The organism is Avibacterium sp. 21-595, assembly GCF_023611905.1.
Classification (GTDB): domain Bacteria; phylum Pseudomonadota; class Gammaproteobacteria; order Enterobacterales; family Pasteurellaceae; genus Avibacterium.
Genome location: NZ_CP091455.1, coordinates 92,116 through 114,872, shown reverse-complemented (window position 1 = coordinate 114,872; position 22,757 = coordinate 92,116). Strand labels below are relative to the sequence as shown.

The following is a 22,757-nucleotide window of genomic DNA, read 5'->3' as shown; positions in this document are numbered from 1 at the left end:
CACCTAAAACAGGTTCATTCTATACCGAACCTAAAATAGGTGCAATGAAAAAATTACGAACCTCAATTCACTCAGAGGAACAACAATTCCTTCGCCAATTATTTATTTCTCAACGAAAATCACTGGGGTTATCACAACGTGCCTTAGCAGAGCGTTTAGGCGTGATCTATTCTTTGATTGGGAAAATTGAGACAGGGGATCGCCGTCTTGATGTTATAGAATTTATGGATTACTGCTTTGCTTTGGAACTTGATCCTAATGCGGTATTGCAACAAATGAAAGCAAAATTTTACTCATAACTAAAGTGCGGTTATTTTTTTGGCTTTTTTATATTCCTACTATTTAGACTAAAAATAATGCAGTGTCTCTATATCATACTTTATTATTTTAATAATCAAACAATTATAAATAACCACACAAAAATTATACCTATTAAATCTATAGAATTTACCAATGAAATTTATTGATTTCTATCAATATTCCTTTCTTAATAATTGTTAATACTGTGCGAGATGTTTCCTAACTTACTATTCTATAAAGGAGAATCTTATGAAACCTCAATCGTGGTTATTTACATTTATTGGTGCAAGTGTCGCCACTTACCTAGGGACGGTGGCATATATCCACCATTTTGATAAACAAGAAACACAACGGCGTTTGCAAGAAAGTCAAACGACTGATCAACAGCAACGTGTCGTTGAAACAGTGTTATATAATAATGGCTGTCAATATTGCCATAGCAGCAACACTAATATGCCATTTTACGCTAAATTACCTATCGCTAGCAGTCTAATGAAAAAAGACATTCAACAAGGACAAGCTCATTTTTTGTTGGATAACATCACAGATTATCTTAATCAACCTCAACGCATTTCTGCCGCAGCGTTAGCTAAACTTGAAAGTGTCATTCAAAATAACGAAATGCCTATTCATTCTTTCAAAATAGTACATTGGGGATCCGGTTTAAATGAACAAGAGAAAACAACCTTGCTTGATTGGATTCATAAAGTTCGTCAAGAATACCAGCTTCCTGCAAATACCTCTGGCACATCAGCCGAACGCTTCGTACAACCTGTACCACAAAATGTGCCAGTTAATCCTGCCAAAGTTGATTTGGGTAATACCCTTTATCATAGTACCTCATTATCAGGTGACGGTACCATTGCTTGTGCCACTTGTCACGGTTTGAATACCGGCGGGGTGGATAATCTTGCCACTTCTACTGGAATTAAAGGGCAGAAAGGAGGAATTAATGCACCTACTGTCTATAACGCAGCTTTCAATATCGTTCAATTCTGGGATGGGCGTGCTGCAAACTTAGCAGAACAAGCAGGAGGACCGCCTTTAAACCCCGTAGAAATGGGTGCAGAAAATTGGCAACAAATTATTAATAATCTCAATAAAGATGAAGCACTCAAACAAGCTTTTGAAAAAATTTACCCTGAAGGCTTTAACGAAAAAACGATTACAGATGCCATTGCAGAATTTGAGAAAACCTTAATTACCCCAAATAGCCCTTTCGATCGCTATTTACAAGGTGATGAAAGTGCCTTAACTGCAACACAGAAAAACGGTTATGCCTTATTCCACCAATATAAATGTGATACCTGTCATACTGGCATCAATTTAGGTGGTCAATCTTATGAACTGATGGGCGTGAAAGCAGATTATTTTGCTGACCGTAATAAACCATTAACAGAAGCCGATGACGGTCGCTTCGCACAAACAAAAAATCCTTATGATAAACACCGTTTTAAAGTACCAACATTACGTAATATTGCGCTTACTGCCCCTTATTTCCACGATGCAAACGCACAAGATTTAACCCAAGCTGTGGAAATGATGTTGAAATATCAACGTGGCGTAAGTTTGTCAAAAGAACAAGTTAGCGATATTGTTGATTTCTTATATAGCCTAACGGGAGAATACCAAGGCAAACCGTTAACAAACGATAATATGAAAAAATAATCTTCAGTTAAATAGCAAAATATAAAATGGGTAATAATATTCTGCCCATTTTGTTCCTTTTCCCTAACAAAAAAGCCACTCACATTTTTTGTAAGTGGCTTTTTTTATTAGAAAGGATTAAATATCTAAGTTAGCTCGTAATGCATTAGATTCAATAAACTCACGACGAGGTTCAACTTCATCCCCCATTAAGGTAGTGAAGAGCTGATCAGCTGCCACAGCATCTTTAATGGTAACTTGCAACATTGTACGTGTTTCAGGATCCATTGTGGTTTCCCAAAGCTGCTCTGGATTCATTTCACCTAACCCTTTATAACGTTGTACCATTAAACCGCGACGCGATTCTTTTACTAACCATTCTACCGCTTGTTCAAACGTTGTTACTGGATATTGACGTTCACCGCGTGCGATATAAGCATCAGGCTCAAGTAAGCCGTTGAGCTGTGAACCCAATTTCACAATGCGGGCATAATCATTACCATTGATAAATTGGAAGCCAAATACATATTCTGTATCAATGCCGTGAGTACGCACGGTTAGCACAACTTCGTGTAAATGGCGTTCGCTATTGAAATGCAATTTATAACTATAATGATTACCGCTGCTTTCTTTTTCCGTTAAGTTTTCAACCAAAGATTTGGCCCAAAATTCCACCGCACTTTCATTTTGCATTAAAGCGACGGTTAATTCAGGTTGATAAATCAAGGTTTTTAAAACACTTTCTGGATAATGGCGGCTTAAACGTGCAATCATTTTTTGCACGCTGTTATATTCAGACACCAATTTTTCTAATGCCACCCCACTCATTGCAGGAGCATCTTTCGTGGTATATAACGCTGCGCCATCTAAAGCAATATTCAGTTCATATTGTGCCATTGCTTCATCATCTTTAATGTACTCTTCATTTTTACCTTTTTTCACTTTATAAAGTGGCGGTTGAGCAATATAAATATGACCACGTTCAATTAATTCAGGCATTTGACGATAGAAGAAAGTGAGCAATAAGGTGCTAATATGCGCACCGTCCACATCAGCATCGGTCATTATAATAATACTGTGATAACGCAATTTATCTGGATTATATTCATCACGCCCAATTCCACAGCCAAGCGCAGTAATTAATGTTCCCACTTCTTGGGAAGAAAGCATTTTATCAAAACGGGCTTTTTCTACATTTAGGATTTTCCCTTTTAATGGCAAAATTGCTTGATTTTTACGATTACGCCCTTGTTTTGCTGACCCTCCGGCAGAATCCCCTTCCACAAGGTAGAGTTCAGATAAAGCGGGATCACGTTCTTGGCAATCTGCTAACTTACCGGGTAACCCTGCAATATCCAATGCCCCTTTACGACGTGTCATTTCACGAGCTTTGCGTGCAGCTTCGCGCGCGCGCGCTGCATCAATAATTTTACTTGCAATCATTTTGGCGTCATTTGGATTTTCTTCCAAATATTCTTGCAAGCGCTCATTCATGGCGGATTCCACCGCCCCTTTTACTTCGGAAGAAACCAATTTATCTTTAGTTTGTGAAGAGAATTTTGGATCAGGTACTTTCACTGAAATAATCGCGACTAGCCCTTCACGTGCGTCATCACCTGAGGTTTCCACTTTATCGTTCTTGCCTTTTTTATTCAGCCCTGATTTTTCCATATAGGCATTTAAGGTTCGCGTTAAAGCGGCACGGAAACCAGCTAAGTGAGTTCCTCCATCACGTTGTGGAATATTATTGGTGAAGCAATGAATATTTTCCGATTGATAGCCTTCATTCCACTGCAAAGCAACTTCAACACCAATATCATCTTTTTCTGTGGAAAAATAAAATGGTTTTTGATGAATTGGATTTTTATTTTTATTTAAATATTCCACAAAGGCTTGGATTCCGCCTTCATAATGAAAGTGATCCTGTTTATCATCACGTTCATCAATTAAACGAATGGATACCCCTGAATTTAAAAAAGAAAGCTCGCGCAAGCGTTTAGCCAAAATGTCATATTCAAATTCAATATTGGTGAAAATGCTTGGACTTGGCCAAAAACGCACCGTCGTTCCCGTTTGGCTAGTTTCACCAATAATAGTTAAAGGTGCTTGCGGATCACCTAAATGATAGAATTGTTCGTGAACATTGCCTTGACGGCGAATGGTGAGCTGTAATTTATCAGATAACGCATTAACTACGGACACACCCACACCATGCAATCCACCAGACACTTTATAAGAATTATCATCAAATTTTCCGCCTGCGTGCAATACTGTCATAATCACTTCTGCGGCCGATACCCCTTCTTCAGGGTGAATATCCACTGGAATACCACGACCATCATCTTGCACTGAAACAGAATTATCAGAATGAATAGTCACAATAATATCAGAACAATAGCCCGCCAATGCTTCATCAATGGCGTTATCTACAACTTCAAAAACCATATGATGTAACCCTGTTCCGTCATCGGTATCACCAATATACATACCGGGGCGTTTACGCACTGCATCAAGGCCTTTTAATACTTTGATACTACTTGCACCATAATTTTCTGGGACATTATTCGACATAACAATTCTCTGTTTTTATTGATAAAAAATTGGGCAGATTATAGCAAATTTTTAGGCTTTTGGCTAATTTCGCAAAAATCTCAGGCAGGTAAATAATAAATTGAAAAATAATGAAAAAAAGCACCGCACTTTAATTTGCAGAAAACCCCATTAGGCGGAGAACTTCCGCCTAGATGAGCATAAAACAAATAAAACGCAGTTAGGCATCAATTAAACGATAAAGTGCGGTGTCTTTTCTATCTAAATAATGCACAGATTGAATACGACGAATGGTACGTGAACGGCCACGAATCAGTAAGGTTTCCGTTGTCGCTAAATTACCGCGACGATGAATACCTTTAAGCAAATCACCATTAGTAATACCTGTGGCAGAAAAAACAAGATTATCATCACGCACTAACTCTTCTAATTTCAGCACTTGATTCACTTCAATGCCCATTTCTTGGCAACGACGAATTTCATCTGCCGCAATGGATTGATTTTCTGGTGAACTGCCTTTTACTTGATGACGAGGAATTAAACGTGCTTGCATTTCTCCCCCTAAGGCACGAATAGCTGCCGCAGCCACCACGCCTTCAGGCGCGCCGCCAATACCATACAGCATATCTGCGCCACCATCAGGCAAACAGCATAAAATTGATGCGGCAACATCACCATCTGGAATCGCCAAGACTTTCACTCCAAGTAGCTGCATTTTTTTAATGACTTCAGTGTGGCGCGGTTTATCTAGGGTAATCACCGTTAATTGAGAAAGTAATTTTCCCATTTTTGATGCTACACGGCGCAAGTTTTGTTCCAATGGTAAGTTTAAATCAATCATTCCTTTTGCTTCAGGACCTACGACCAATTTTTCCATATACATATCCGGCGCACGTAAAAAGGTCTCTTTTCCCCCTGCAGCTAACACAGAAAGTGCATTTGGTTGCCCCATTGCCGTCATTCTTGTCCCTTCAATAGGATCAACAGCAATAGAAACCTCTTCGCCAGTTCCTGTACCAATTTTCTCACCAATATAGAGCATCGGCGCTTCATCAATTTCGCCTTCACCAATCACCACTTCACCACGCATTTCAATTTGATTTAACATCAATCGCATTGCTTGCACAGCGGCATCATCGGCGGCATTTTTATCCCCACGCCCCAACCAAGCAAAACCAGCAAGCGCAGCAGCTTCGGTAACTCGAGAAAATTCAATGGCTAATGCTCTATTCATTTTTTGATCCTTTGGTTGTTTAAAAATCGGCGTATTCTATCATTTCTGCAAACGATTGCGTTATAAAAAGATAAATTTTTTTGCGAAATCAATAAACTCAGGTAGAATAAGCATACATCTATGTTCATTAACCATTTTTTTAAAAGGAATCCACTATGTCGTTAGAAATTTTAGACCAACTTGAAACAAAAATTAAACAAGCCGTTGAAACAATTGAATTACTTCAATTAGAAGTTGAAGAATTAAAAGAAAAAAATAATCAAGCGCAACAACAAAACGAAACATTACGCAATGAAAATGAGCAACTCAAGAGCGAACATGAAAACTGGCAAGAACGTTTGCGCTCTTTGTTAGGTCGTATTGATAACGTTTAATTTTATTAATAAAAATAGAGGCTTAGGTGATCATCTAAGCCTTATTTTTTAGGAGTAAAAATGAATAATAAAGTATGCTTAATTAGCGGTAGTACATTAGGTGGCGCAGAATATGTCGCAGAACATCTACAACAAGTATTAGAAACACAACAAATTTGTACCGCACTTTTTCACGGGCCTCATTTTGCCGAGGTGGCCAATGAACCCCTTTGGCTTATTGTAACCTCAACTCACGGAGCGGGAGAATTACCCGATAATTTGAAACCATTATTTGATGAAATTAAGCTACGAAAGCCAGATTTATCCCATTTGCGCTTTGCGGTGATCGGGTTAGGAAATTCCGATTATGATACTTTCTGCAATGCGGTAAACATTGTACAAGACCATTTAACCGAACAAAGCGCACAACAAATTTGTGATCCTTTAACAATTGATGTTCTTGCTGTGGACGATCAAGAACAGTATGCCGAAGATTGGATCCCGACTTTTTTATCTCATCTTTAACCTTAGATCTGATGAGCATTTCATCAGATCGCTTTCTTGTTTTTTATGATCTCTTTAAATTTCATCTGTGGATAACTAAGAAGAAACTTGTCTAAATATTGTATTTACTCTGTAAATAAAAATACCTTAACGATTATCTGTGGATAACTTTTACTTTTACTCACAAGATATACAGCAAGATCAAGCGGTGATCTAAACAGCTTTAAAAAGGATCTAACTCCTTTATTTTTAAATGAATTTTCCCCTTATTCACAAAGATCAGCGATCCTAATAATTATCATAATAAGATCTTTATATATAAAAATAGATCTTATATTTATAAGCAACGATCATTTTTCTTGATCCTTTGATCTTGTAAACAAATTTCACGGGATCTTCAATCTTCGATTTAAGCAATGATCAATTTAATGTAGAATACGCGGTTACTTTTATGAAGATCAAATTTATCACGCAATTAAGGTTATTATGTTTTATACGGAAAATTATGATGTGATTGTTATTGGTGGTGGACACGCAGGAACTGAAGCAGCGCTTGCACCAGCACGAATGGGATTAAAAACCTTATTATTAACCCACAATGTGGATACATTAGGGCAAATGTCTTGTAACCCTGCCATTGGTGGTATTGGTAAAGGCCATTTGGTAAAAGAAATTGATGCAATGGGAGGCTTGATGGCAACGGCTGCGGATCAAGCCGGTATTCAATTTCGTACGTTAAATAGCAGCAAAGGCCCTGCGGTACGTGCTACCCGTGCGCAAGCGGATCGCGTGTTGTATCGCCAAGCAGTTAGGATCGCACTTGAAAACCAACCAAATTTAGATATTTTCCAACAAGAGGTTACGGATATTTTGATCGAACAGGATCGTGTATCTGGTGTAGAAACCAAAATGGGATTAAAATTTCGAGCCAAATCCGTGATCTTAACTGCGGGAACATTTTTATCGGGCAAGATCCACATTGGAATGGAAAATTATGCAGGCGGTCGTGCTGGGGATCCGGCTTCAGTGAGTTTAGCTCATCGCTTGCGTGATCTTAACTTACGCGTAGATCGTCTAAAAACAGGCACACCACCGCGTATTGATGCGAGGACAATTAATTTTGATGTACTCGCAAAACAACACGGCGATGAAAAATTACCTGTTTTTTCCTTTATGGGATCGGTGGATCAACATCCTCGCCAAATTCCTTGCTATATCACCCATACAAATGAACAAACGCATGAATTGATCCGGAATAATTTAGATCGTAGCCCAATGTATGCAGGCGTGATCGAAGGCATTGGCCCACGTTATTGTCCTTCTATTGAAGATAAGGTAATGCGTTTTGCTGAACGTAATTCTCACCAAATTTATCTTGAGCCTGAAGGTTTGACTTCAAATGAAGTTTATCCAAACGGCATTTCAACCAGTTTGCCATTTGATGTGCAAATGGGCATTGTGAATTCAATGAAAGGGCTGGAAAATGCACGCATTATCAAACCGGGTTATGCCATTGAATATGATTATTTTGATCCGCGTGATTTAAAACCGACCCTAGAAACAAAAGCCATTAACGGGTTATTTTTTGCTGGACAAATTAACGGTACCACAGGCTATGAAGAAGCTGCTGCACAGGGCTTATTAGCGGGCATCAATGCGGGACTTTATGTTCAGGGCAAAGACAGTTGGTATCCACATCGTGATCAGGCTTATATTGGTGTGTTAGTTGATGATCTTTGTACCTTAGGAACAAAAGAGCCTTATCGAGTGTTCACTTCTCGTGCAGAATACCGTTTATTGTTACGTGAAGACAATGCGGATATTCGCTTAACCCCAACGGCGCATAAACTTGGCTTAATTGATGAAAAGCGTTGGGCGCGTTTTAATCAAAAAATGGAAAATATTGAATTAGAGCGCCAGCGTTTACGTAGTATTTGGTTGCACCCTCGTTCTGAATATTTAGCACAAGCGAATGCCTTGCTCAATAGTCCATTAAGCCGTGAAGCAAGTGGTGAAGATTTATTACGTCGCCCTGAAGTGAATTATCAATCTCTTACGCAATTAACTCCTTTTGCGCCTGCGATTGAAGATAAAGAAGCCGCTGAGCAAGTAGAAATTGCGATCAAATATCAAGGTTATATTGAACATCAGCAAGAAGAAATCGCACGTCAAAAACGTTATGAAAATACAGAAATTCCCGATAATTTTGATTATGATGCGGTATCTGGATTATCTAATGAAGTGCGGTCAAAATTAATCCAACATCGTCCTACTTCTATTGGACAAGCAAGCCGTATTTCAGGGGTAACTCCTGCGGCAATTTCTATTTTATTGGTGAACCTGAAAAAACAAGGTATGCTAAAGCGTGGTGAATAATGGCTAACATTGAAGAACTTAAAGAAAAATTAAATTTTCTGCTAAAAAGCACCGCACTTTCTGTGAGCGATCAGCAAAAAGCGCAGCTAGTTAAGCTCGTGGCTTTGCTAGATAAATGGAACAAGGCTTACAATCTCACTTCTGTGCGAGATCCGCAAGATATGTTAGTCAAGCATATTATGGATAGCCTTGTTGTCAGTCCTTACTTACAAGGTGAACGTTTTATTGATGTAGGAACAGGCCCCGGCTTACCCGGTTTACCCTTAGCCATTATCAACCCAGATAAAACCTTTGTGTTGTTAGATAGCTTAGGCAAACGCATTAGTTTTATTCGTAATGCGCTGCGAGAGCTAGGCATTACCAATGTTACGCCCGTATTGAGTCGAGTGGAAGAATATCAGCCTGAGGAACGCTTTGATGGCGTATTAAGTCGCGCGTTTGCCTCGCTTAAAGATATGACGGATTGGTGTATTCATTTACTCAATCAACAAGGCATTTTTTATGCTTTGAAAGGTATTTATCAACCTCAAGAAGCATCGGCGTTAAGCCCATCAATTCAGGTTAATAAGATTGTGCCTTTAGCCGTACCTGAATTAGTAGGGGAACGGCATTTGGTTTTACTAACAAAGAAAGCGTGATCGGGATAAAAAAACCGTAATAACTTCTGACAGAATATTTAGCATTGCTGTGCTTTTTTGTCAGCTTAGCTATTGCATAAAATCGTGGGAATTGTATAATTTATTTCGATTTTATAAGATGATTTTTTATAAGTAATCAATACGATGTCAAAAATTCTACAACAAACAAGAAAACAATATTATCGTATTTTAGTCATTGAAGGATTACTCATTAGTTTGCTCACGTTGAGTGCTTTTTTATTACTTACTGATGCACAGTTTTTATCCTTATTTGCTGGAATGATATGTGCATTTGTTCCGCAACTTTGCTTTTTGTGGATAATGTTTAGTAAAAACAAAAAAGACTTATCGCAACAAGTAAAACGTTTATACCAAAGTGAAGGGATCAAATTTGGCATAACGGTGATTTTATTTTCAATTTGTTTATTGAACTTAAACCCTATATTGCCCTTGCCATTATTTTCTGGCTACTTCGGCGTTATTATTGCCAATAATTTGTTTCCGTTGCTTTTTAGTCATCACACTACAATAAATTCATAGGAAAACATATGTCAGCGGAAGGTTCATCTCAAACATCGATTGAATATATCCAACACCATTTAACTTATCTTTCATCGGGAGAAGGTTTTTGGTCATTTAATCTTGATTCTCTTCTTTTTTCAATTGTTACTGGAATTATTTTCTTGTATTTATTCCGTCGTGTGGCAAAAAAAGCAACAACCGGAGTTCCAAGTAAGTTACAAGCCGCAGTAGAAATTTTAGTTGAGTGGGTTAATGGTGTGGTAAAAGAAAATTTCCATGGAAGTAGAGATTTTGTTGCACCTTTAGCACTTACTATTTTCGTCTGGGTATTTATTATGAATACCATTGATTTATTGCCAGTAGATTACTTACCACAAATTGCTGCAATGCTTTCAGGTGATCATCATATCCCATTGCGTGCGGTGCCTACTACGGATATGAACATTACTTTTGCGCTAGCATTAGGTGTTTTTTGCTTAATTTTATATTACACAGTGAAGTCAAAAGGTTTTTCTGGGTTAGTCAAAGAATATACGATGCACCCATTCAATCATTGGGCATTTATTCCAGTCAATTTTGTTCTTGAAACAGTAACATTAATTTCTAAACCTGTTTCTTTAGCATTACGTTTATTCGGTAATATGTATGCAGGGGAATTAATTTTTATTCTTATTGCCGTAATGTATTCAGCTAATATGTTTGTAGCGAGTTTGGGAATTCCATTACATCTTGCGTGGGCTATTTTTCATATTTTAGTTGTTACACTACAAGCCTTTATATTTATGATGTTAACGGTTGTTTATTTAAGCATTGCTTATAATAAATCAGACGCACATTAATTTCTTTTAACTTTAACGGGCCCAGCCCATTTTTAATCAAACGGAGAAAACTATGGAAACTGTAATTAGTGCAACAATCATTGCTTCTGCAATTATGTTTGCTTTTGCTGCATTGGGAACGGCAATTGGCTTTGGTATTCTTGGTGGTAAATACCTAGAATCAGCTGCTCGCCAACCTGAATTAGCTAACTCATTGCTTACAAAAATGTTTATTGTTGCTGGTTTACTTGATGCTATCGCAATGATTGCTGTAGGTATTGGTTTATATTTTGCATTTGCAAATCCATTTGCTTCATTATTAGGCGCATAACGGATAATTCTTTACTAGGTAAAGAGTTAATAACTAATAAGTTAGGAGGACCGTTGTGAATATTAACGCAACATTAATCGGGCAAACTATCGCCTTTGTGCTTTTCGTATTATTTTGTATGAAATACGTTTGGCCCCCGATTATTAAGGCGATTGAAGAACGTCAAAGCCAAATCGCAAATGCGTTAAGCTCGGCAGAAGTAGCAAAAAAAGAACAGGCTGATGTAAAAGTTTTGATTGAACAAGAAATGAATCAAGCAAAACTTCAAGCTCAAGAAATTGTGGATTTAGCGAATAAACGCCGTAATGAAATTCTTGAAGAAGTAAAAGCAGAAGCTGAAGCATTGAAAGCAAAAATTATTGAACAAGGTCATGCTGAAATTGAATCAGAGCGTAAACGTGTTCAAGAAGAATTACGTGCAAAAGTTGCTTCTTTAGCCGTTGCTGGTGCTGAGAAAATTGTGGGTCGTACAGTTGATGAAGCGGCAAACAATGACATTATTGATAAATTAGTTGCAGAATTATAGGAAGGTTGAGCTTATGTCAGAATTAACTACCATAGCTCGCCCTTATGCAAAAGCAGCATTTGATTTTGCCGTTGAACAGCAAGCGCAAAATAAAAGTGCGGTAGAAAAATGGACAGAAATGTTAAGTTTTGTTTCTCAAGTGGTTGAAAATCAAGAGATGCAAAATTTTCTTACTAGCGATTTATCTGCCAATAGCGTTGCTGATACGGTGATTTCAATTTGTGGCGACCAACTTGATCAATATGGGCAAAATTTGATTCGGTTAATGGCTGAAAATAAGCGTTTAACTGTACTTCCTGCAGTATTTGCACAGTTCCAACATTATGTCAGAGAACATCAAGCCATTGCAGAAGTGAATGTTGTCTCAGCTCAACCATTAAGTAAAGAGCAACAAGATAAAATTGCTGTAGCAATGGAAAAGAAACTTGCTCGTAAAGTTAAATTAAATTGCAGCATTGATAGTACCCTGATTGCAGGTGTAATTATTCGTACTGATGATTTTGTCATTGACGGAAGTAGCCGAGGTCAATTGGCTCGTCTAGCAAATGAGTTGCAATTATAAGAGGAATAAAAGATGCAACTAAATTCAACTGAAATTAGTGAATTAATTAAAAAACGCATTGCCGAGTTTAATGTAGTAAGCCAGCCTCGTAATACGGGAACCATTGTTTCTGTTAGTGATGGGGTTATTCGTATTCATGGGCTAAGCGATGTAATGCAAGGGGAAATGATTGCATTACCCGGTAATCGTTATGCTATGGCACTTAACTTAGAACGTGATTCAGTAGGTGCGGTAGTGATGGGACCTTATGTTGATCTTTCAGAAGGAATGGAAGTTCAATGTACAGGACGTATTCTTGAAGTACCAGTAGGTCGAGGTTTATTAGGCCGAGTAGTGAATACGCTTGGTCAGCCAATTGATGGAAAAGGTGAAGTTGAACACGATGGCTATTCACCAGTAGAAGTGATTGCGCCGGGTGTTATCGATCGTAAATCTGTTGATCAGCCTGTTCAAACGGGTTATAAAGCAGTGGATTCAATGGTACCAATTGGTCGTGGTCAGCGTGAATTAATTATCGGTGACCGTCAAACAGGTAAAACTGCATTAGCGATTGATGCCATTATTAACCAAAAAGACTCTGGTATTAAATGTATCTATGTGGCGATTGGTCAAAAAGCATCAACCATTGCAAACGTTGTGCGTAAATTAGAAGAACACGGCGCATTACAAAATACCATTGTTGTTGTGGCATCTGCATCTGAATCTGCTGCACTCCAATATCTTGCCCCTTATTCAGGCTGTGCAATGGGAGAATATTTCCGTGACCGTGGTGAAGATGCTCTCATTGTTTATGATGATTTATCAAAACAAGCGGTAGCTTATCGTCAAATTTCATTATTATTACGCCGTCCACCGGGTCGTGAGGCTTTCCCAGGTGATGTATTCTATTTACATTCTCGCTTACTTGAGCGTGCATCTCGTGTTAATGCAGAATATGTTGAGCGTTTCACGCAGGGTAAAGTAACAGGTAAAACAGGTTCTTTAACGGCATTACCAATTATTGAAACCCAAGCAGGTGACGTATCCGCTTTCGTTCCAACCAACGTAATTTCTATTACCGATGGTCAGATTTTCTTAGAGTCTAACTTGTTTAACTCAGGGATTCGTCCTGCGGTAAACCCAGGTATTTCGGTATCTCGTGTAGGTGGTGCGGCGCAAACTAAAGTCATTAAAAAATTGGCTGGAGGCATTCGTACCGCACTTGCGCAATATCGTGAATTAGCCGCCTTTGCACAATTTGCTTCAGATCTTGATGATGCAACCCGTAAACAACTTTCTCACGGTCAGAAAGTAACAGAATTATTGAAACAAAAACAATATTCTCCATTAAGCGTTGCACAACAAGCATTAGTTCTATTTGCCGTTGAATTCGGTTATTTAGAAGATGTTGAGTTAGATCGTATTGCATCTTTTGAATCTGCCCTTTTAGAGTATGCAGCACATAATTATGCAGACTTTATGAATGGTTTAACCAAAACTGGCGATTATAACGATGAAATCAAAGCGACATTGCAAGCAATTTTAGATAATTTCAAAGCAAACAGCGCTTGGTAATTCACATAACGGAGAAAATCAATGGCAGGTGCAAAAGAGATAAGAACCAAAATTTCCAGTGTTCAAAGTACACAAAAAATTACTAAGGCAATGGAAATGGTTGCTGCATCGAAAATGCGTAAAACGCAGGATCGAATGTCATCTTCACGTCCGTATTCAAATGCAATACGCCGTGTAATTAGCCACGTGTCAAAAGCCAGTATTGGTTATAAACATCCGTTTTTGGTAGAACGAGAAGTAAAAAAAGTAGGTATCTTACTTGTCTCAACAGATCGTGGATTATGTGGCGGTTTAAATATCAACTTATTTAAGACCGCACTTCAAGAAATTAAAGATTGGAAAGAAAAACAAGTGGAAGTTTCACTGGGGTTAATTGGTGCGAAAGGTATCGGTTTTTTCCAATCGCTTGGCTTGAATATTGAGGCTCAACATTCAGGTATGGGTGATACGCCTTCTGTTGAAGAGTTAATTGGTACGGCAAATCAAATGTTTGATGCTTATAGAGAAGGCAGATTAGATGCTATCTACATTGCTTATAATAAGTTCATCAACACAATGTCGCAAAAACCTACTTTAGAAAAACTTGTTCCTTTGCCTGAATTAGACAATGATGATTTAGGTGAACATACCCAATCTTGGGATTACATTTACGAACCTGAACCAAAAATATTGTTAGATAGTTTATTAGTTCGTTATTTAGAATCTCAAGTTTATCAAGCGGTGGTTGAAAATTTGGCTTCTGAACAAGCAGCTAGAATGGTGGCGATGAAAGCAGCAACTGATAATGCAGGTAATTTAATTAAAGACTTGCAATTAGTTTATAACAAAGCTCGCCAAACAAGTATTACAAATGAATTGAATGAAATTGTTGCTGGTGCAGCAGCAATTTAAGTAGAGAGGATCGATAATGGCAACTGGAAAAATTGTACAAATCATCGGTGCGGTTATTGACGTTGAATTTCCACAAGATGCTGTACCAAAAGTATATGATGCGTTAAATGTTGAAACAGGCTTAGTACTTGAAGTGCAACAACAATTAGGTGGTGGAATTGTACGTTGTATCGCAATGGGTTCATCAGATGGTTTAAAACGCGGTTTATCCGTATCTAACACAGGTAAACCAATTTCTGTTCCAGTAGGAACAAAAACACTAGGACGTATTATGAACGTACTTGGTGAACCTATTGATGAACAAGGCCCTATTGGTGCGGAAGAAACGTGGTCTATTCACCGTGCTGCCCCAAGTTATGAAGAACAAGCAAACAGCACGGAATTACTCGAAACAGGGATCAAAGTTATCGACTTAATCTGCCCATTTGCAAAAGGGGGGAAAGTTGGTCTATTCGGTGGTGCGGGTGTTGGTAAAACCGTAAATATGATGGAATTAATCCGTAATATTGCGATTGAACACTCTGGCTACTCCGTATTCGCAGGGGTAGGTGAACGTACTCGTGAAGGTAACGACTTCTATCACGAAATGACAGAATCTAACGTATTAGATAAAGTGTCTCTTGTTTATGGACAAATGAATGAGCCACCGGGTAACCGTCTGCGTGTTGCATTAACGGGTTTAACGATGGCAGAAAAATTCCGTGATGAAGGACGTGATGTTTTATTTTTCGTAGATAATATCTATCGTTATACTCTTGCAGGGACAGAAGTATCCGCATTACTTGGACGTATGCCATCTGCGGTAGGTTACCAGCCAACACTTGCAGAAGAAATGGGTGCATTACAAGAGCGTATTACTTCAACCAAAACAGGTTCTATTACCTCTGTGCAAGCTGTTTATGTCCCTGCTGATGACTTGACTGACCCATCACCAGCGACAACCTTTGCTCACTTAGACTCAACCGTTGTATTAAGTCGTCAAATTGCTTCATTAGGTATTTACCCAGCGGTAGATCCACTTGATTCAACCTCTCGTCAATTAGATCCACTCGTTGTTGGTCAAGAACATTATGATGTAGCTCGTGGCGTACAAGGTATCTTACAGCGTTATAAAGAATTAAAAGATATCATTGCTATTCTAGGTATGGATGAGCTTTCAGAAGAAGATAAACTTGTGGTTGCACGTGCGCGTAAAATTGAACGTTTCTTATCACAACCATTCTTCGTTGCAGAAGTATTCACAGGCTCACCGGGTAAATATGTATCATTAAAAGATACCATTCGCGGTTTTAAAGGTATTTTAGAAGGTGAATATGACCATATTCCAGAACAAGCGTTCTATATGGTTGGTTCTATTGATGAAGTGCTAGAAAAAGCCAAAAATATGTAATCACTTCAAGCCAGATTAAAACTTGAAGGAGAATCACAATGGCAACATTAAATTTAACGGTTGTAAGTGCAGAAGAAAGCATTTTTACAGGTAAAGTAAAAAGCATTCAAGCCACAGGGATAGAAGGGGAGCTTGGTATTTTACCGGGCCATACCCCATTATTAACGGCAATTAAACCGGGTATCGTCAAATTGACCTTAGAAAATGGCAATGAAGAAGTTATCTATGTTTCTGGTGGCTTTTTAGAAGTTCAACCAAATGTCGTTACTGTCCTTGCGGATGTGGCAATTCGAGGTAAAGAGCTTGATGCAGATCGTATTTTAGCAGCAAAACGTCAGGCAGAAGAGAATATTGTTTCTTCAGCAAAAGATGCTAATTATGAATTGCTTGCAGCTAAACTTTCTAAAGAATTAGCTAAACTCCGTGCTTACGAACTGACCGAAAAATTAGTTAAAAACAAACGCTAATTTAACCGCATTTAAAAAACCACCTTCGGGTGGTTTTTCTTTTTCTATCCAAAGCCCCCCTGAAAATATTTTGTGAAACATATCTCAAAATAAAAAGTTTGAAGTTTTTATATTTTGAAATATATGTTCTAATTTCATTGAATGTGAAAAAAGGGGGAATATATGAATAACCATATACAGCAGCGTTATGTTTTTGCAAAAGAACTCATTAAGAATGTGGGGGAAATAGCGCTCTCATTTTACTTAAATAGAGATAAACTTAATATTCAACATAAAAAGGGCGAAGCGCAAGATTTAGTAAGCATAGCTGATCAAAATGTTGAAAAAGAGATAAAAACAGCATTAAAAATTCACTTTCCAAATGATGGTTTTTTAGGTGAGGAATCAGGAGCGAATGGACTTGATAAGGACTTTTGTTGGGTGGTTGATCCCATAGATGGCACAAGTCCTTTTTTATATGGTTTACAAGCGTGGTGTATTTCCATTGCGGTGCTTTACAAACAGGAAATCGTCATTGGACTCATTTATGATCCATTACATAAAGAACTTTTTCACACAATAAAAGGTAAAGGGGCTTTTGTGAATGAGGTTCCTTTATCGACATCAAAAGTGATTTCTTTACAAGAAGGATTAGTCGGGTTAGGAATGTCTCATCGTGTTCCGCCGAGTATGTTTGTGCCGGTTATCGATCAGGTACTAAAAGAAGGAGGTATGTTTGTCCGTAATGGTTCAGGCGCATTAACTTTGGCCTATGTTGCCGCAGGTAGACTCATTGGATATTTTGAACCGCATATTAATGCATGGGATTGTCTTGCAGGTATTTTATTAGTTCAAGAAGCTGGTGGCCAAACCAATGATTTTTTAGCCAATGATGGATTACTAAGAGGAAATTATATACTTGCCAGTTGTCAAGGCATATTTAATAAACTTGAATCTATTCGAACCTTAACTTTTTAGGAGAAAAATACAATGTCTATTTTAAACTTCTTTAAAGCAAGCCCAGCTATTCCGCTTAAAGGTTATACTGAAGCAATGTTTAAAAGCACAAGAATGAAAAGTTTCTGGGCATTTTCTTTTGCTTATGCTATTTATTATGTTTGTCGTTTATCTTTCAATGTTGCTAAACCTGCCTTAGTAAATAATAATATTTTGACCCCAACGGAACTTGGCGTGATAGGCTCTGCTATTTTTATTACCTATGCTGTTGGTAAGTTTGTAAATAGTGCCGCAGCAGATCATTCTAATATTGTACGTTACCTTTCTGTAGGATTATTTTTCTCTGCACTATGTAATTTTGCAATGGGAATGACGACAAGTGCAATTTTTCTTACCATTATTTGGGGATTTAATGGCTGGGTGCAATCAATGGGAGTTGGACCTTGTGTAGTTGCACTTTCACGTTGGTATGATGACAAAGAACGAGGTTCTTACTACGGATTTTGGTCTGTAGCTCATAATGTTGGTGAAGGAATAACTTTCGTCGTTACTGCCGCAATTATTACCACTTTCGGTTGGCGTTTTGGCTTCAGTTTTGCTGGGATTATGGGATTACTGGGCGTGCTAGTTGCAATAATGTTTATGAAAGATTCACCCGCTGCTTGTGGCTTTAAACCTATTATTACAATGGATAAACAAACCAAAGAGTTAGACAATAAAGAAGTATTAAAACATCAATGGGATGTGATTAAAAACCCCGCTATTTGGGTGTTAGCAGTGGCTTCTTGCTGTATGTATATTGGTCGTTATGGTGTAAATAGCTGGGGGGTATTTTTCCTTGAAAATGGAAAAGGTTATACAACATTAGAAGCCGCATCAATCATTAGCGTGAATAGTATTGTTGGTATTTTAGGGACAATCGTTTCAGGTTGGTTATCAGATCGTTTCTTGCAAGGTAAGCGAAATATTATGACGGTCGTAGTGAGTTTACTCAATGCACTTTCTCTTGCCGCATTTTTATTTGCACCAGCAGGTAACACTTGGCTTGCTATTGGTGCACTTTCTGTTTTTGGTATTACTTTAGGTATTCAACTTTGTTTCTTAGGTGGTTTATTAGCAACAGATATTTCCCACAAATCAGCGTCAGGAATTGCATTAGGAATGATGGGCGTTTTTGGTTATGCGGGGGCAGCGGCTGGTGAATTTTTAACAGGTTTTATGATTGATAAAACTACGGTGATTGATTCGGCTGGTAATAAAATTTATGATTTCGATTCTCTCGCATATTTCTGGGTTGGCGCTGATTTACTCTCCGTTATGGCCGCAATTATTTTCTCAATTTTGGTTGTATATCAAACGAGAAAATCGAAAGAATTAGTTTAATTTTTTAAATAAAAAGTGCGGTAAAAAATATCCAAATTTTCCACCGCACTTATGTTTTAATGAATTACTTCACTTCAGCTAAAATTCTGGTGAGTAATTGCCAGTAGGTTTGTACGGCAGGGATATGCACTTTCTCATCAGGAGAATGGGCGTTAATGATGGTTGGGCCGATAGACACAACATCTAAATTTGGATAGATTTTTTTCAATAATCCACATTCTAATCCTGCGTGAATCACTTTAATTTCAGGTTTATAACCTAAAATGTCAGCATAAATTTGGCTTGTTAAGGCTAAAATTTTGCTTTCTGGCTGAGGTTCCCAACCGGGGTAATCACCAGAAAATGCCACTTCCGCATCACAAAGTTCAGTTAAAGATTGTAAGGTTTCTTGCACATAGTGTTTACCACTTTCAATTAATGAGCGGATTAAAATTGTTGCGTGAAGGTGGTTATTTTCACTCTTTATTAAACCTAAACTTAACGAGGTTTCCACCACATTTTCTACGGCATCACTATTGCGGATTACACCGTTTGGTAGGGCGTTTAATAAATTAATAACCTTATTTTGTGACGTGCGGTCTAAAATTGTTTGTGGTTTTTCTGTGGGTTGTAAAAATAATTGGAGATGAGGTTCGGCAATGGCTAATTCCGTTTTTAATAATGTTGCAAAATTTTCTACCGCACTTTGTAATGGCGCTATATCACCATCAAAACATAAGGTAACAAATGCTTCACGAGGAATGGCGTTACGCACTGAGCCCCCATTAAGCTGGCTAATAGCAATATTAATTTGTGGGTAATGTTGTTGTAGATGAGCAAGAAAACGCACTAGTGTTTTAATGGCATTTACACGCCCTGTATGAATATCTACGCCAGAATGCCCACCGCGTAAGCCTTTTAGTACGAGTTGATAGCTGTGCGTATAAGTATTTTCTATTTGTTGGATCGGAATATTAAGATCAGCATTAACCCCACCGGCACAACCAATATAAATTTCACCATTTTCTTCAGTATCGGTATTGATCATAATTTGGCTTTTGAGCCAATTTGGACGTAAACCAATTGCGCCTTCCATACCTTGTTCTTCGGTCATTGTAAGCAAAACTTCTAACTCTGGGTGAGCAAGGTTTTCCTCTTCTAAAGCGGCAAGTGCAGAAGCAAGACCAATACCATTATCTGCACCTAAGGTTGTGCCTTTGGCAGTAACCCATTCATCATCAATATAAGGTTGAATGGGATCGGTTTGGAAATTGTGTGGGGTATCTTCATTCGCTTGTGGCACCATATCAAGATGTGCTTGTAGCACAACCGATGGGCGATTTTCCATTCCTTTGCTGGCAGGTTTACGGATGAGAATATTTCCGACTTCATCACGCTCAACAAAAAAGTGTTTTTTCTTTGCCCAATTTACAATGAAATTGGCGAGTGCTTCTTCGTGATAAGATGGGTGAGGTATTGCACAAATTTGATCAAACCATTTCCATAATAAATTAGGTTGAAGTTGTTGTATTTCTGACATTTTTGCCTCCTAAATCAAAAAAATTTACTAAAATAATAGCATAAAAACGGGTTTCACGTTATCCTAACGCAATTTTATTTATTGGGCGGTTTCCGCTTTTTTTAGTTAAGGTGAGTTATGAGTGAAAAATATGTTGTGACTTGGGATATGTTCCAAATGCACGCACGTAAATTATCAGAACGTTTGTTACCCGCATCGCAATGGAAAGGGATTATTGCAGTTAGTCGCGGAGGGTTATTCCCTGCTGCGGTGTTAGCGCGCGAATTAAGTCTTCGTCATGTAGAAACGGTTTGTATTGCAAGTTATGATCATAATCAACAAGGTGAATTAAACGTTTTACACGCCGCCCAAGTGCCTAATGGCGGTGAAGGTTTCATTGTGGTGGATGATCTCGTTGATACAGGCAATACCGCACGTGCTATCCGTGAACTTTATCCTAACGCCCGTTTTGTGACTGTTTTTGCTAAACCAGCTGGGGCAGAGCTGGTTGATGATTATGTGATTGATATTCCACAAAATACTTGGATTGAACAACCTTGGGATATGGGCATTACTTTTGTGCCACCATTGGCAAGAAAATAATATTGATAAACGCTGGATTTGCCAGCGTTTTTTATAGAAGTCAAAACAATGAATGTCATTAACCATTATCTTGAAATGCAAGAGCATTTTCTTTATGTGCCTTATTACCATCAACACCGCCGTGTACGCGTATTGCTGCCAAAAGATTATCATAATGAGCCTTGGCAGCATTACCCTGTCCTTTATATACACGATGGGCAAAATGTGTTTTATAGCAAAGAATCTTATTCAGGGCATTCGTGGAAAATTATTCCTACCATCAAACATTATCAACAATTACCAAAACTGATTATTGTTGGGATTGATAATGCAGGATCGGAGCGTTTGAATGAATATGCCCCTTGGCGAACTGATGTAGGCAATAACGATGAAGTACGCAATGTTGGCGGACGAGGTGTGGAATATGCCCAATGGGTAGTCAATGAAGTTAAACCATTTATTGATAAAACCTACCGCACTTTACCGAACGCAGAAAATACGTTGCTTGCAGGTAGTTCAATGGGAGGGATTATTACCGCTTATATGGGGGCTGCATACCCGCATATTTTTGGGCATTTAGGGGTATTTTCTCTTGCTTCTTGGTTTAGTGAAGCGGCATTTATGGATTTCATTCATCATCATCCTTTACAAAAAGAAAGTCGCGTCTTTATTCAAGTTGGCACTAATGAGGGCGATGAAATGGATTCACAATTTATTTCCAATATGAATCAGGCCTATATTGATTGTACTTTGCGTTATTATCAGGCTTTGTTACGAACAGGACATCCACTTGATCATATTCGATTACGTATTATGGCAAATGAAATTCATCACGAAATGCACTGGGCTGATCATTTTGTCGAGTTTTTGCATTTTTCCTTACTGAATAAATAGGGTTTAATAAAAAAGGCGGAATATTAATCCGCCGTCTTACTTATTTTAACCACCCTTGTTCTTCTAGTTTCCCTAAAAAATAAGGCATTTGCACACGCCACCAAGGCCAGTCGTGATCCACATCATTTCCCCAAAAATCAAACCAAGCAGGAATACCTTTCGCTTGGAACGCTTGTTGTAAGCGGGTTGTGTCAGCAATATGTTGTTCCTCCCACGCACCTTGTCCAACGGCCACAATATAATGATTTTTACGATAATGATTGAGAAACCACGGATCGTTTTGGTTCCATAAATAATCAATGGGAGAATTAAAATAGACTTCCGCATTGCCGTGAAATTCCCCTGTAAAGAAACGGGCATCATACACGCCACTTAAGGCGATAGCGGTGTCAAAGAGATCTGGGTGGCGTAAAGCGAAGTTAATAGTGTGGAATGCGCCCATACTACAACCTGTGGCGATCATTGCACCTTGCCATTGAGATTCGTGGCGAATTAATGGTACTAGCTCATTGATAATATAGCGATCATAAGCATTATGTGCCTGCGCCATATCCTGCCCAGATTTATAATCCGCAAGCCAAGATTCCTTATCAAAAGAATCTGGCGTGTAAAATTTAATTAAGCCTCGTTCAATGAAAGAACGGCAAGCTTCAATCATTCCAAAGTTGCCATATTCATTTTCATTTCCCCCCGATGAAGGAAAAACAATCACGGGCTTGCCACTGTGTCCATAAACATTAAACGGCATTTCCCTGCCTAGCTCTCCGCTCCAATGATGACGGCGTTCAAAAAACATTTTTC

The 22,757-nt window shown here is 38.3% G+C and carries 23 protein-coding genes; 19 read left to right on the top strand and 4 right to left on the bottom strand.

All coding sequences use genetic code 11. The annotated features are described in order from the left end of the window. Positions 1–44: 44 nt before the first annotated feature. Both L4F92_RS00455 and L4F92_RS00450 read left to right on the top strand, forming a co-directional pair. Complete coding sequence (locus L4F92_RS00455; protein ID WP_250363812.1) at positions 45–299, top strand: helix-turn-helix domain-containing protein; 255 nt, start codon at positions 45–47, stop codon at positions 297–299. A gap of 250 nt (positions 300–549) precedes the next feature. Continuing rightward, positions 550–1,968, top strand: a complete 1,419-nt coding sequence (locus tag L4F92_RS00450; RefSeq protein WP_250363811.1) for a cytochrome-c peroxidase — start codon at positions 550–552, stop codon at positions 1,966–1,968. A gap of 117 nt (positions 1,969–2,085) precedes the next feature. Here the strand turns inward: L4F92_RS00450 and gyrB are convergent, their stop codons facing one another. Continuing rightward, entirely contained in the window at positions 2,086–4,518 is a 2,433-nt protein-coding gene (gyrB, locus tag L4F92_RS00445) for a DNA topoisomerase (ATP-hydrolyzing) subunit B (protein WP_250351248.1), read from the bottom strand. Positions 4,519–4,717: 199 nt separating this feature from the next. Further along, complete coding sequence (gene glpX, locus L4F92_RS00440; RefSeq protein WP_250363810.1) at positions 4,718–5,731, bottom strand: class II fructose-bisphosphatase; 1,014 nt, start codon at positions 5,729–5,731, stop codon at positions 4,718–4,720. Positions 5,732–5,886: 155 nt separating this feature from the next. Between glpX and L4F92_RS00435 the strand changes: the two genes are divergently transcribed. From L4F92_RS00435 to L4F92_RS00365, 15 genes are all read left to right on the top strand, one after another. Then, positions 5,887–6,105: a cell division protein ZapB gene (locus L4F92_RS00435; protein ID WP_250351246.1), complete on the top strand. Its 219-nt coding sequence runs from the start codon at positions 5,887–5,889 to the stop codon at positions 6,103–6,105. Between the two features lie 60 nt (positions 6,106–6,165). After that, a complete protein-coding gene (gene mioC / locus L4F92_RS00430; RefSeq protein WP_250363809.1) occupies positions 6,166–6,609 on the top strand; it encodes an FMN-binding protein MioC in 444 nt (147 codons plus the stop codon). A 465-nt stretch (positions 6,610–7,074) separates the two neighbouring features. After that, positions 7,075–8,964 (top strand): tRNA uridine-5-carboxymethylaminomethyl(34) synthesis enzyme MnmG, encoded by a 1,890-nt coding sequence (gene mnmG / locus L4F92_RS00425; RefSeq protein WP_250363808.1) that lies wholly within the window; start codon positions 7,075–7,077, stop codon positions 8,962–8,964. Beyond that, positions 8,964–9,602 carry a 16S rRNA (guanine(527)-N(7))-methyltransferase RsmG gene (gene rsmG, locus L4F92_RS00420; protein WP_250363807.1) on the top strand — a complete coding sequence of 213 codons (639 nt, stop codon included), beginning with the start codon at positions 8,964–8,966 and terminating at the stop codon, positions 9,600–9,602. The genes mnmG and rsmG overlap by 1 nt, the downstream gene beginning before the upstream one ends. A 144-nt stretch (positions 9,603–9,746) precedes the next feature. Beyond that, positions 9,747–10,142, top strand: coding sequence for an ATP synthase subunit I (locus tag L4F92_RS00415; protein ID WP_250363806.1), 396 nt, complete (start codon positions 9,747–9,749; stop codon positions 10,140–10,142). A gap of 8 nt (positions 10,143–10,150) precedes the next feature. Then, entirely contained in the window at positions 10,151–10,963 is an 813-nt protein-coding gene (gene atpB, locus L4F92_RS00410) for a F0F1 ATP synthase subunit A (protein ID WP_250351241.1), read from the top strand. Between the two features lie 52 nt (positions 10,964–11,015). Next, positions 11,016–11,273 carry a F0F1 ATP synthase subunit C gene (gene atpE, locus L4F92_RS00405; protein ID WP_250351240.1) on the top strand — a complete coding sequence of 86 codons (258 nt, stop codon included), beginning with the start codon at positions 11,016–11,018 and terminating at the stop codon, positions 11,271–11,273. Between the two features lie 55 nt (positions 11,274–11,328). After that, positions 11,329–11,799 (top strand): F0F1 ATP synthase subunit B, encoded by a 471-nt coding sequence (gene atpF / locus L4F92_RS00400; RefSeq protein WP_250351239.1) that lies wholly within the window; start codon positions 11,329–11,331, stop codon positions 11,797–11,799. A gap of 13 nt (positions 11,800–11,812) precedes the next feature. Beyond that, positions 11,813–12,361, top strand: a complete 549-nt coding sequence (atpH, locus tag L4F92_RS00395; RefSeq protein ID WP_250351238.1) for a F0F1 ATP synthase subunit delta — start codon at positions 11,813–11,815, stop codon at positions 12,359–12,361. 12 nt (positions 12,362–12,373) lie between these two features. After that, entirely contained in the window at positions 12,374–13,915 is a 1,542-nt protein-coding gene (gene atpA, locus L4F92_RS00390) for a F0F1 ATP synthase subunit alpha (RefSeq protein ID WP_250351237.1), read from the top strand. Between the two features lie 21 nt (positions 13,916–13,936). Next, positions 13,937–14,806, top strand: a complete 870-nt coding sequence (gene atpG / locus L4F92_RS00385) for a F0F1 ATP synthase subunit gamma (protein WP_250363805.1) — start codon at positions 13,937–13,939, stop codon at positions 14,804–14,806. Between the two features lie 16 nt (positions 14,807–14,822). Then, a complete protein-coding gene (gene atpD / locus L4F92_RS00380) occupies positions 14,823–16,196 on the top strand; it encodes a F0F1 ATP synthase subunit beta (protein WP_250363804.1) in 1,374 nt (457 codons plus the stop codon). A gap of 38 nt (positions 16,197–16,234) precedes the next feature. After that, positions 16,235–16,663 (top strand): F0F1 ATP synthase subunit epsilon, encoded by a 429-nt coding sequence (locus L4F92_RS00375; RefSeq protein WP_250351234.1) that lies wholly within the window; start codon positions 16,235–16,237, stop codon positions 16,661–16,663. A gap of 162 nt (positions 16,664–16,825) precedes the next feature. Further along, on the top strand, positions 16,826–17,620 hold the full coding sequence (locus tag L4F92_RS00370; protein WP_250363803.1) for an inositol monophosphatase family protein: 795 nt from the start codon (positions 16,826–16,828) through the stop codon (positions 17,618–17,620). 12 nt (positions 17,621–17,632) lie between these two features. Further along, a complete protein-coding gene (locus L4F92_RS00365; protein ID WP_250363802.1) occupies positions 17,633–18,982 on the top strand; it encodes an MFS transporter in 1,350 nt (449 codons plus the stop codon). 64 nt (positions 18,983–19,046) lie between these two features. Here L4F92_RS00365 and L4F92_RS00360 read toward each other — a convergent pair whose 3' ends face one another. Beyond that, on the bottom strand, positions 19,047–20,501 hold the full coding sequence (locus L4F92_RS00360; RefSeq protein ID WP_250363801.1) for an aminoacyl-histidine dipeptidase: 1,455 nt from the start codon (positions 20,499–20,501) through the stop codon (positions 19,047–19,049). 117 nt (positions 20,502–20,618) lie between these two features. Here L4F92_RS00360 and gpt point away from each other — a divergent pair, with 117 nt between their 5' ends. Both gpt and L4F92_RS00350 read left to right on the top strand, forming a co-directional pair. Continuing rightward, positions 20,619–21,083, top strand: coding sequence for a xanthine phosphoribosyltransferase (gene gpt / locus L4F92_RS00355; protein ID WP_250363800.1), 465 nt, complete (start codon positions 20,619–20,621; stop codon positions 21,081–21,083). Positions 21,084–21,131: 48 nt separating this feature from the next. Continuing rightward, positions 21,132–21,956 carry an alpha/beta hydrolase gene (locus L4F92_RS00350; protein WP_250363799.1) on the top strand — a complete coding sequence of 275 codons (825 nt, stop codon included), beginning with the start codon at positions 21,132–21,134 and terminating at the stop codon, positions 21,954–21,956. A 40-nt stretch (positions 21,957–21,996) separates the two neighbouring features. Here the strand turns inward: L4F92_RS00350 and L4F92_RS00345 are convergent, their stop codons facing one another. Next, positions 21,997–22,752: an esterase family protein gene (locus L4F92_RS00345; protein WP_250363798.1), complete on the bottom strand. Its 756-nt coding sequence runs from the start codon at positions 22,750–22,752 to the stop codon at positions 21,997–21,999. Positions 22,753–22,757: the final 5 nt, after the last annotated feature.

What these genes read in the sequence shown, in the direction of transcription:
- L4F92_RS00455 (WP_250363812.1), top strand. Translation starts at nt 45, where the DNA reads ATGAAAAAATTACGAACCTCAATTCACTCAGAGGAACAACAATTCCTT.
- L4F92_RS00450 (WP_250363811.1), top strand. Translation starts at nt 550, where the DNA reads ATGAAACCTCAATCGTGGTTATTTACATTTATTGGTGCAAGTGTCGCC.
- gyrB (WP_250351248.1), bottom strand. Translation starts at nt 4,518, where the DNA reads ATGTCGAATAATGTCCCAGAAAATTATGGTGCAAGTAGTATCAAAGTA.
- glpX (WP_250363810.1), bottom strand. Translation starts at nt 5,731, where the DNA reads ATGAATAGAGCATTAGCCATTGAATTTTCTCGAGTTACCGAAGCTGCT.
- L4F92_RS00435 (WP_250351246.1), top strand. Translation starts at nt 5,887, where the DNA reads ATGTCGTTAGAAATTTTAGACCAACTTGAAACAAAAATTAAACAAGCC.
- mioC (WP_250363809.1), top strand. Translation starts at nt 6,166, where the DNA reads ATGAATAATAAAGTATGCTTAATTAGCGGTAGTACATTAGGTGGCGCA.
- mnmG (WP_250363808.1), top strand. Translation starts at nt 7,075, where the DNA reads ATGTTTTATACGGAAAATTATGATGTGATTGTTATTGGTGGTGGACAC.
- rsmG (WP_250363807.1), top strand. Translation starts at nt 8,964, where the DNA reads ATGGCTAACATTGAAGAACTTAAAGAAAAATTAAATTTTCTGCTAAAA.
- L4F92_RS00415 (WP_250363806.1), top strand. Translation starts at nt 9,747, where the DNA reads ATGTCAAAAATTCTACAACAAACAAGAAAACAATATTATCGTATTTTA.
- atpB (WP_250351241.1), top strand. Translation starts at nt 10,151, where the DNA reads ATGTCAGCGGAAGGTTCATCTCAAACATCGATTGAATATATCCAACAC.
- atpE (WP_250351240.1), top strand. Translation starts at nt 11,016, where the DNA reads ATGGAAACTGTAATTAGTGCAACAATCATTGCTTCTGCAATTATGTTT.
- atpH (WP_250351238.1), top strand. Translation starts at nt 11,813, where the DNA reads ATGTCAGAATTAACTACCATAGCTCGCCCTTATGCAAAAGCAGCATTT.
- atpA (WP_250351237.1), top strand. Translation starts at nt 12,374, where the DNA reads ATGCAACTAAATTCAACTGAAATTAGTGAATTAATTAAAAAACGCATT.
- atpG (WP_250363805.1), top strand. Translation starts at nt 13,937, where the DNA reads ATGGCAGGTGCAAAAGAGATAAGAACCAAAATTTCCAGTGTTCAAAGT.
- atpD (WP_250363804.1), top strand. Translation starts at nt 14,823, where the DNA reads ATGGCAACTGGAAAAATTGTACAAATCATCGGTGCGGTTATTGACGTT.
- L4F92_RS00375 (WP_250351234.1), top strand. Translation starts at nt 16,235, where the DNA reads ATGGCAACATTAAATTTAACGGTTGTAAGTGCAGAAGAAAGCATTTTT.
- L4F92_RS00370 (WP_250363803.1), top strand. Translation starts at nt 16,826, where the DNA reads ATGAATAACCATATACAGCAGCGTTATGTTTTTGCAAAAGAACTCATT.
- L4F92_RS00365 (WP_250363802.1), top strand. Translation starts at nt 17,633, where the DNA reads ATGTCTATTTTAAACTTCTTTAAAGCAAGCCCAGCTATTCCGCTTAAA.
- L4F92_RS00360 (WP_250363801.1), bottom strand. Translation starts at nt 20,501, where the DNA reads ATGTCAGAAATACAACAACTTCAACCTAATTTATTATGGAAATGGTTT.
- gpt (WP_250363800.1), top strand. Translation starts at nt 20,619, where the DNA reads ATGAGTGAAAAATATGTTGTGACTTGGGATATGTTCCAAATGCACGCA.
- L4F92_RS00350 (WP_250363799.1), top strand. Translation starts at nt 21,132, where the DNA reads ATGAATGTCATTAACCATTATCTTGAAATGCAAGAGCATTTTCTTTAT.
- L4F92_RS00345 (WP_250363798.1), bottom strand. Translation starts at nt 22,752, where the DNA reads ATGTTTTTTGAACGCCGTCATCATTGGAGCGGAGAGCTAGGCAGGGAA.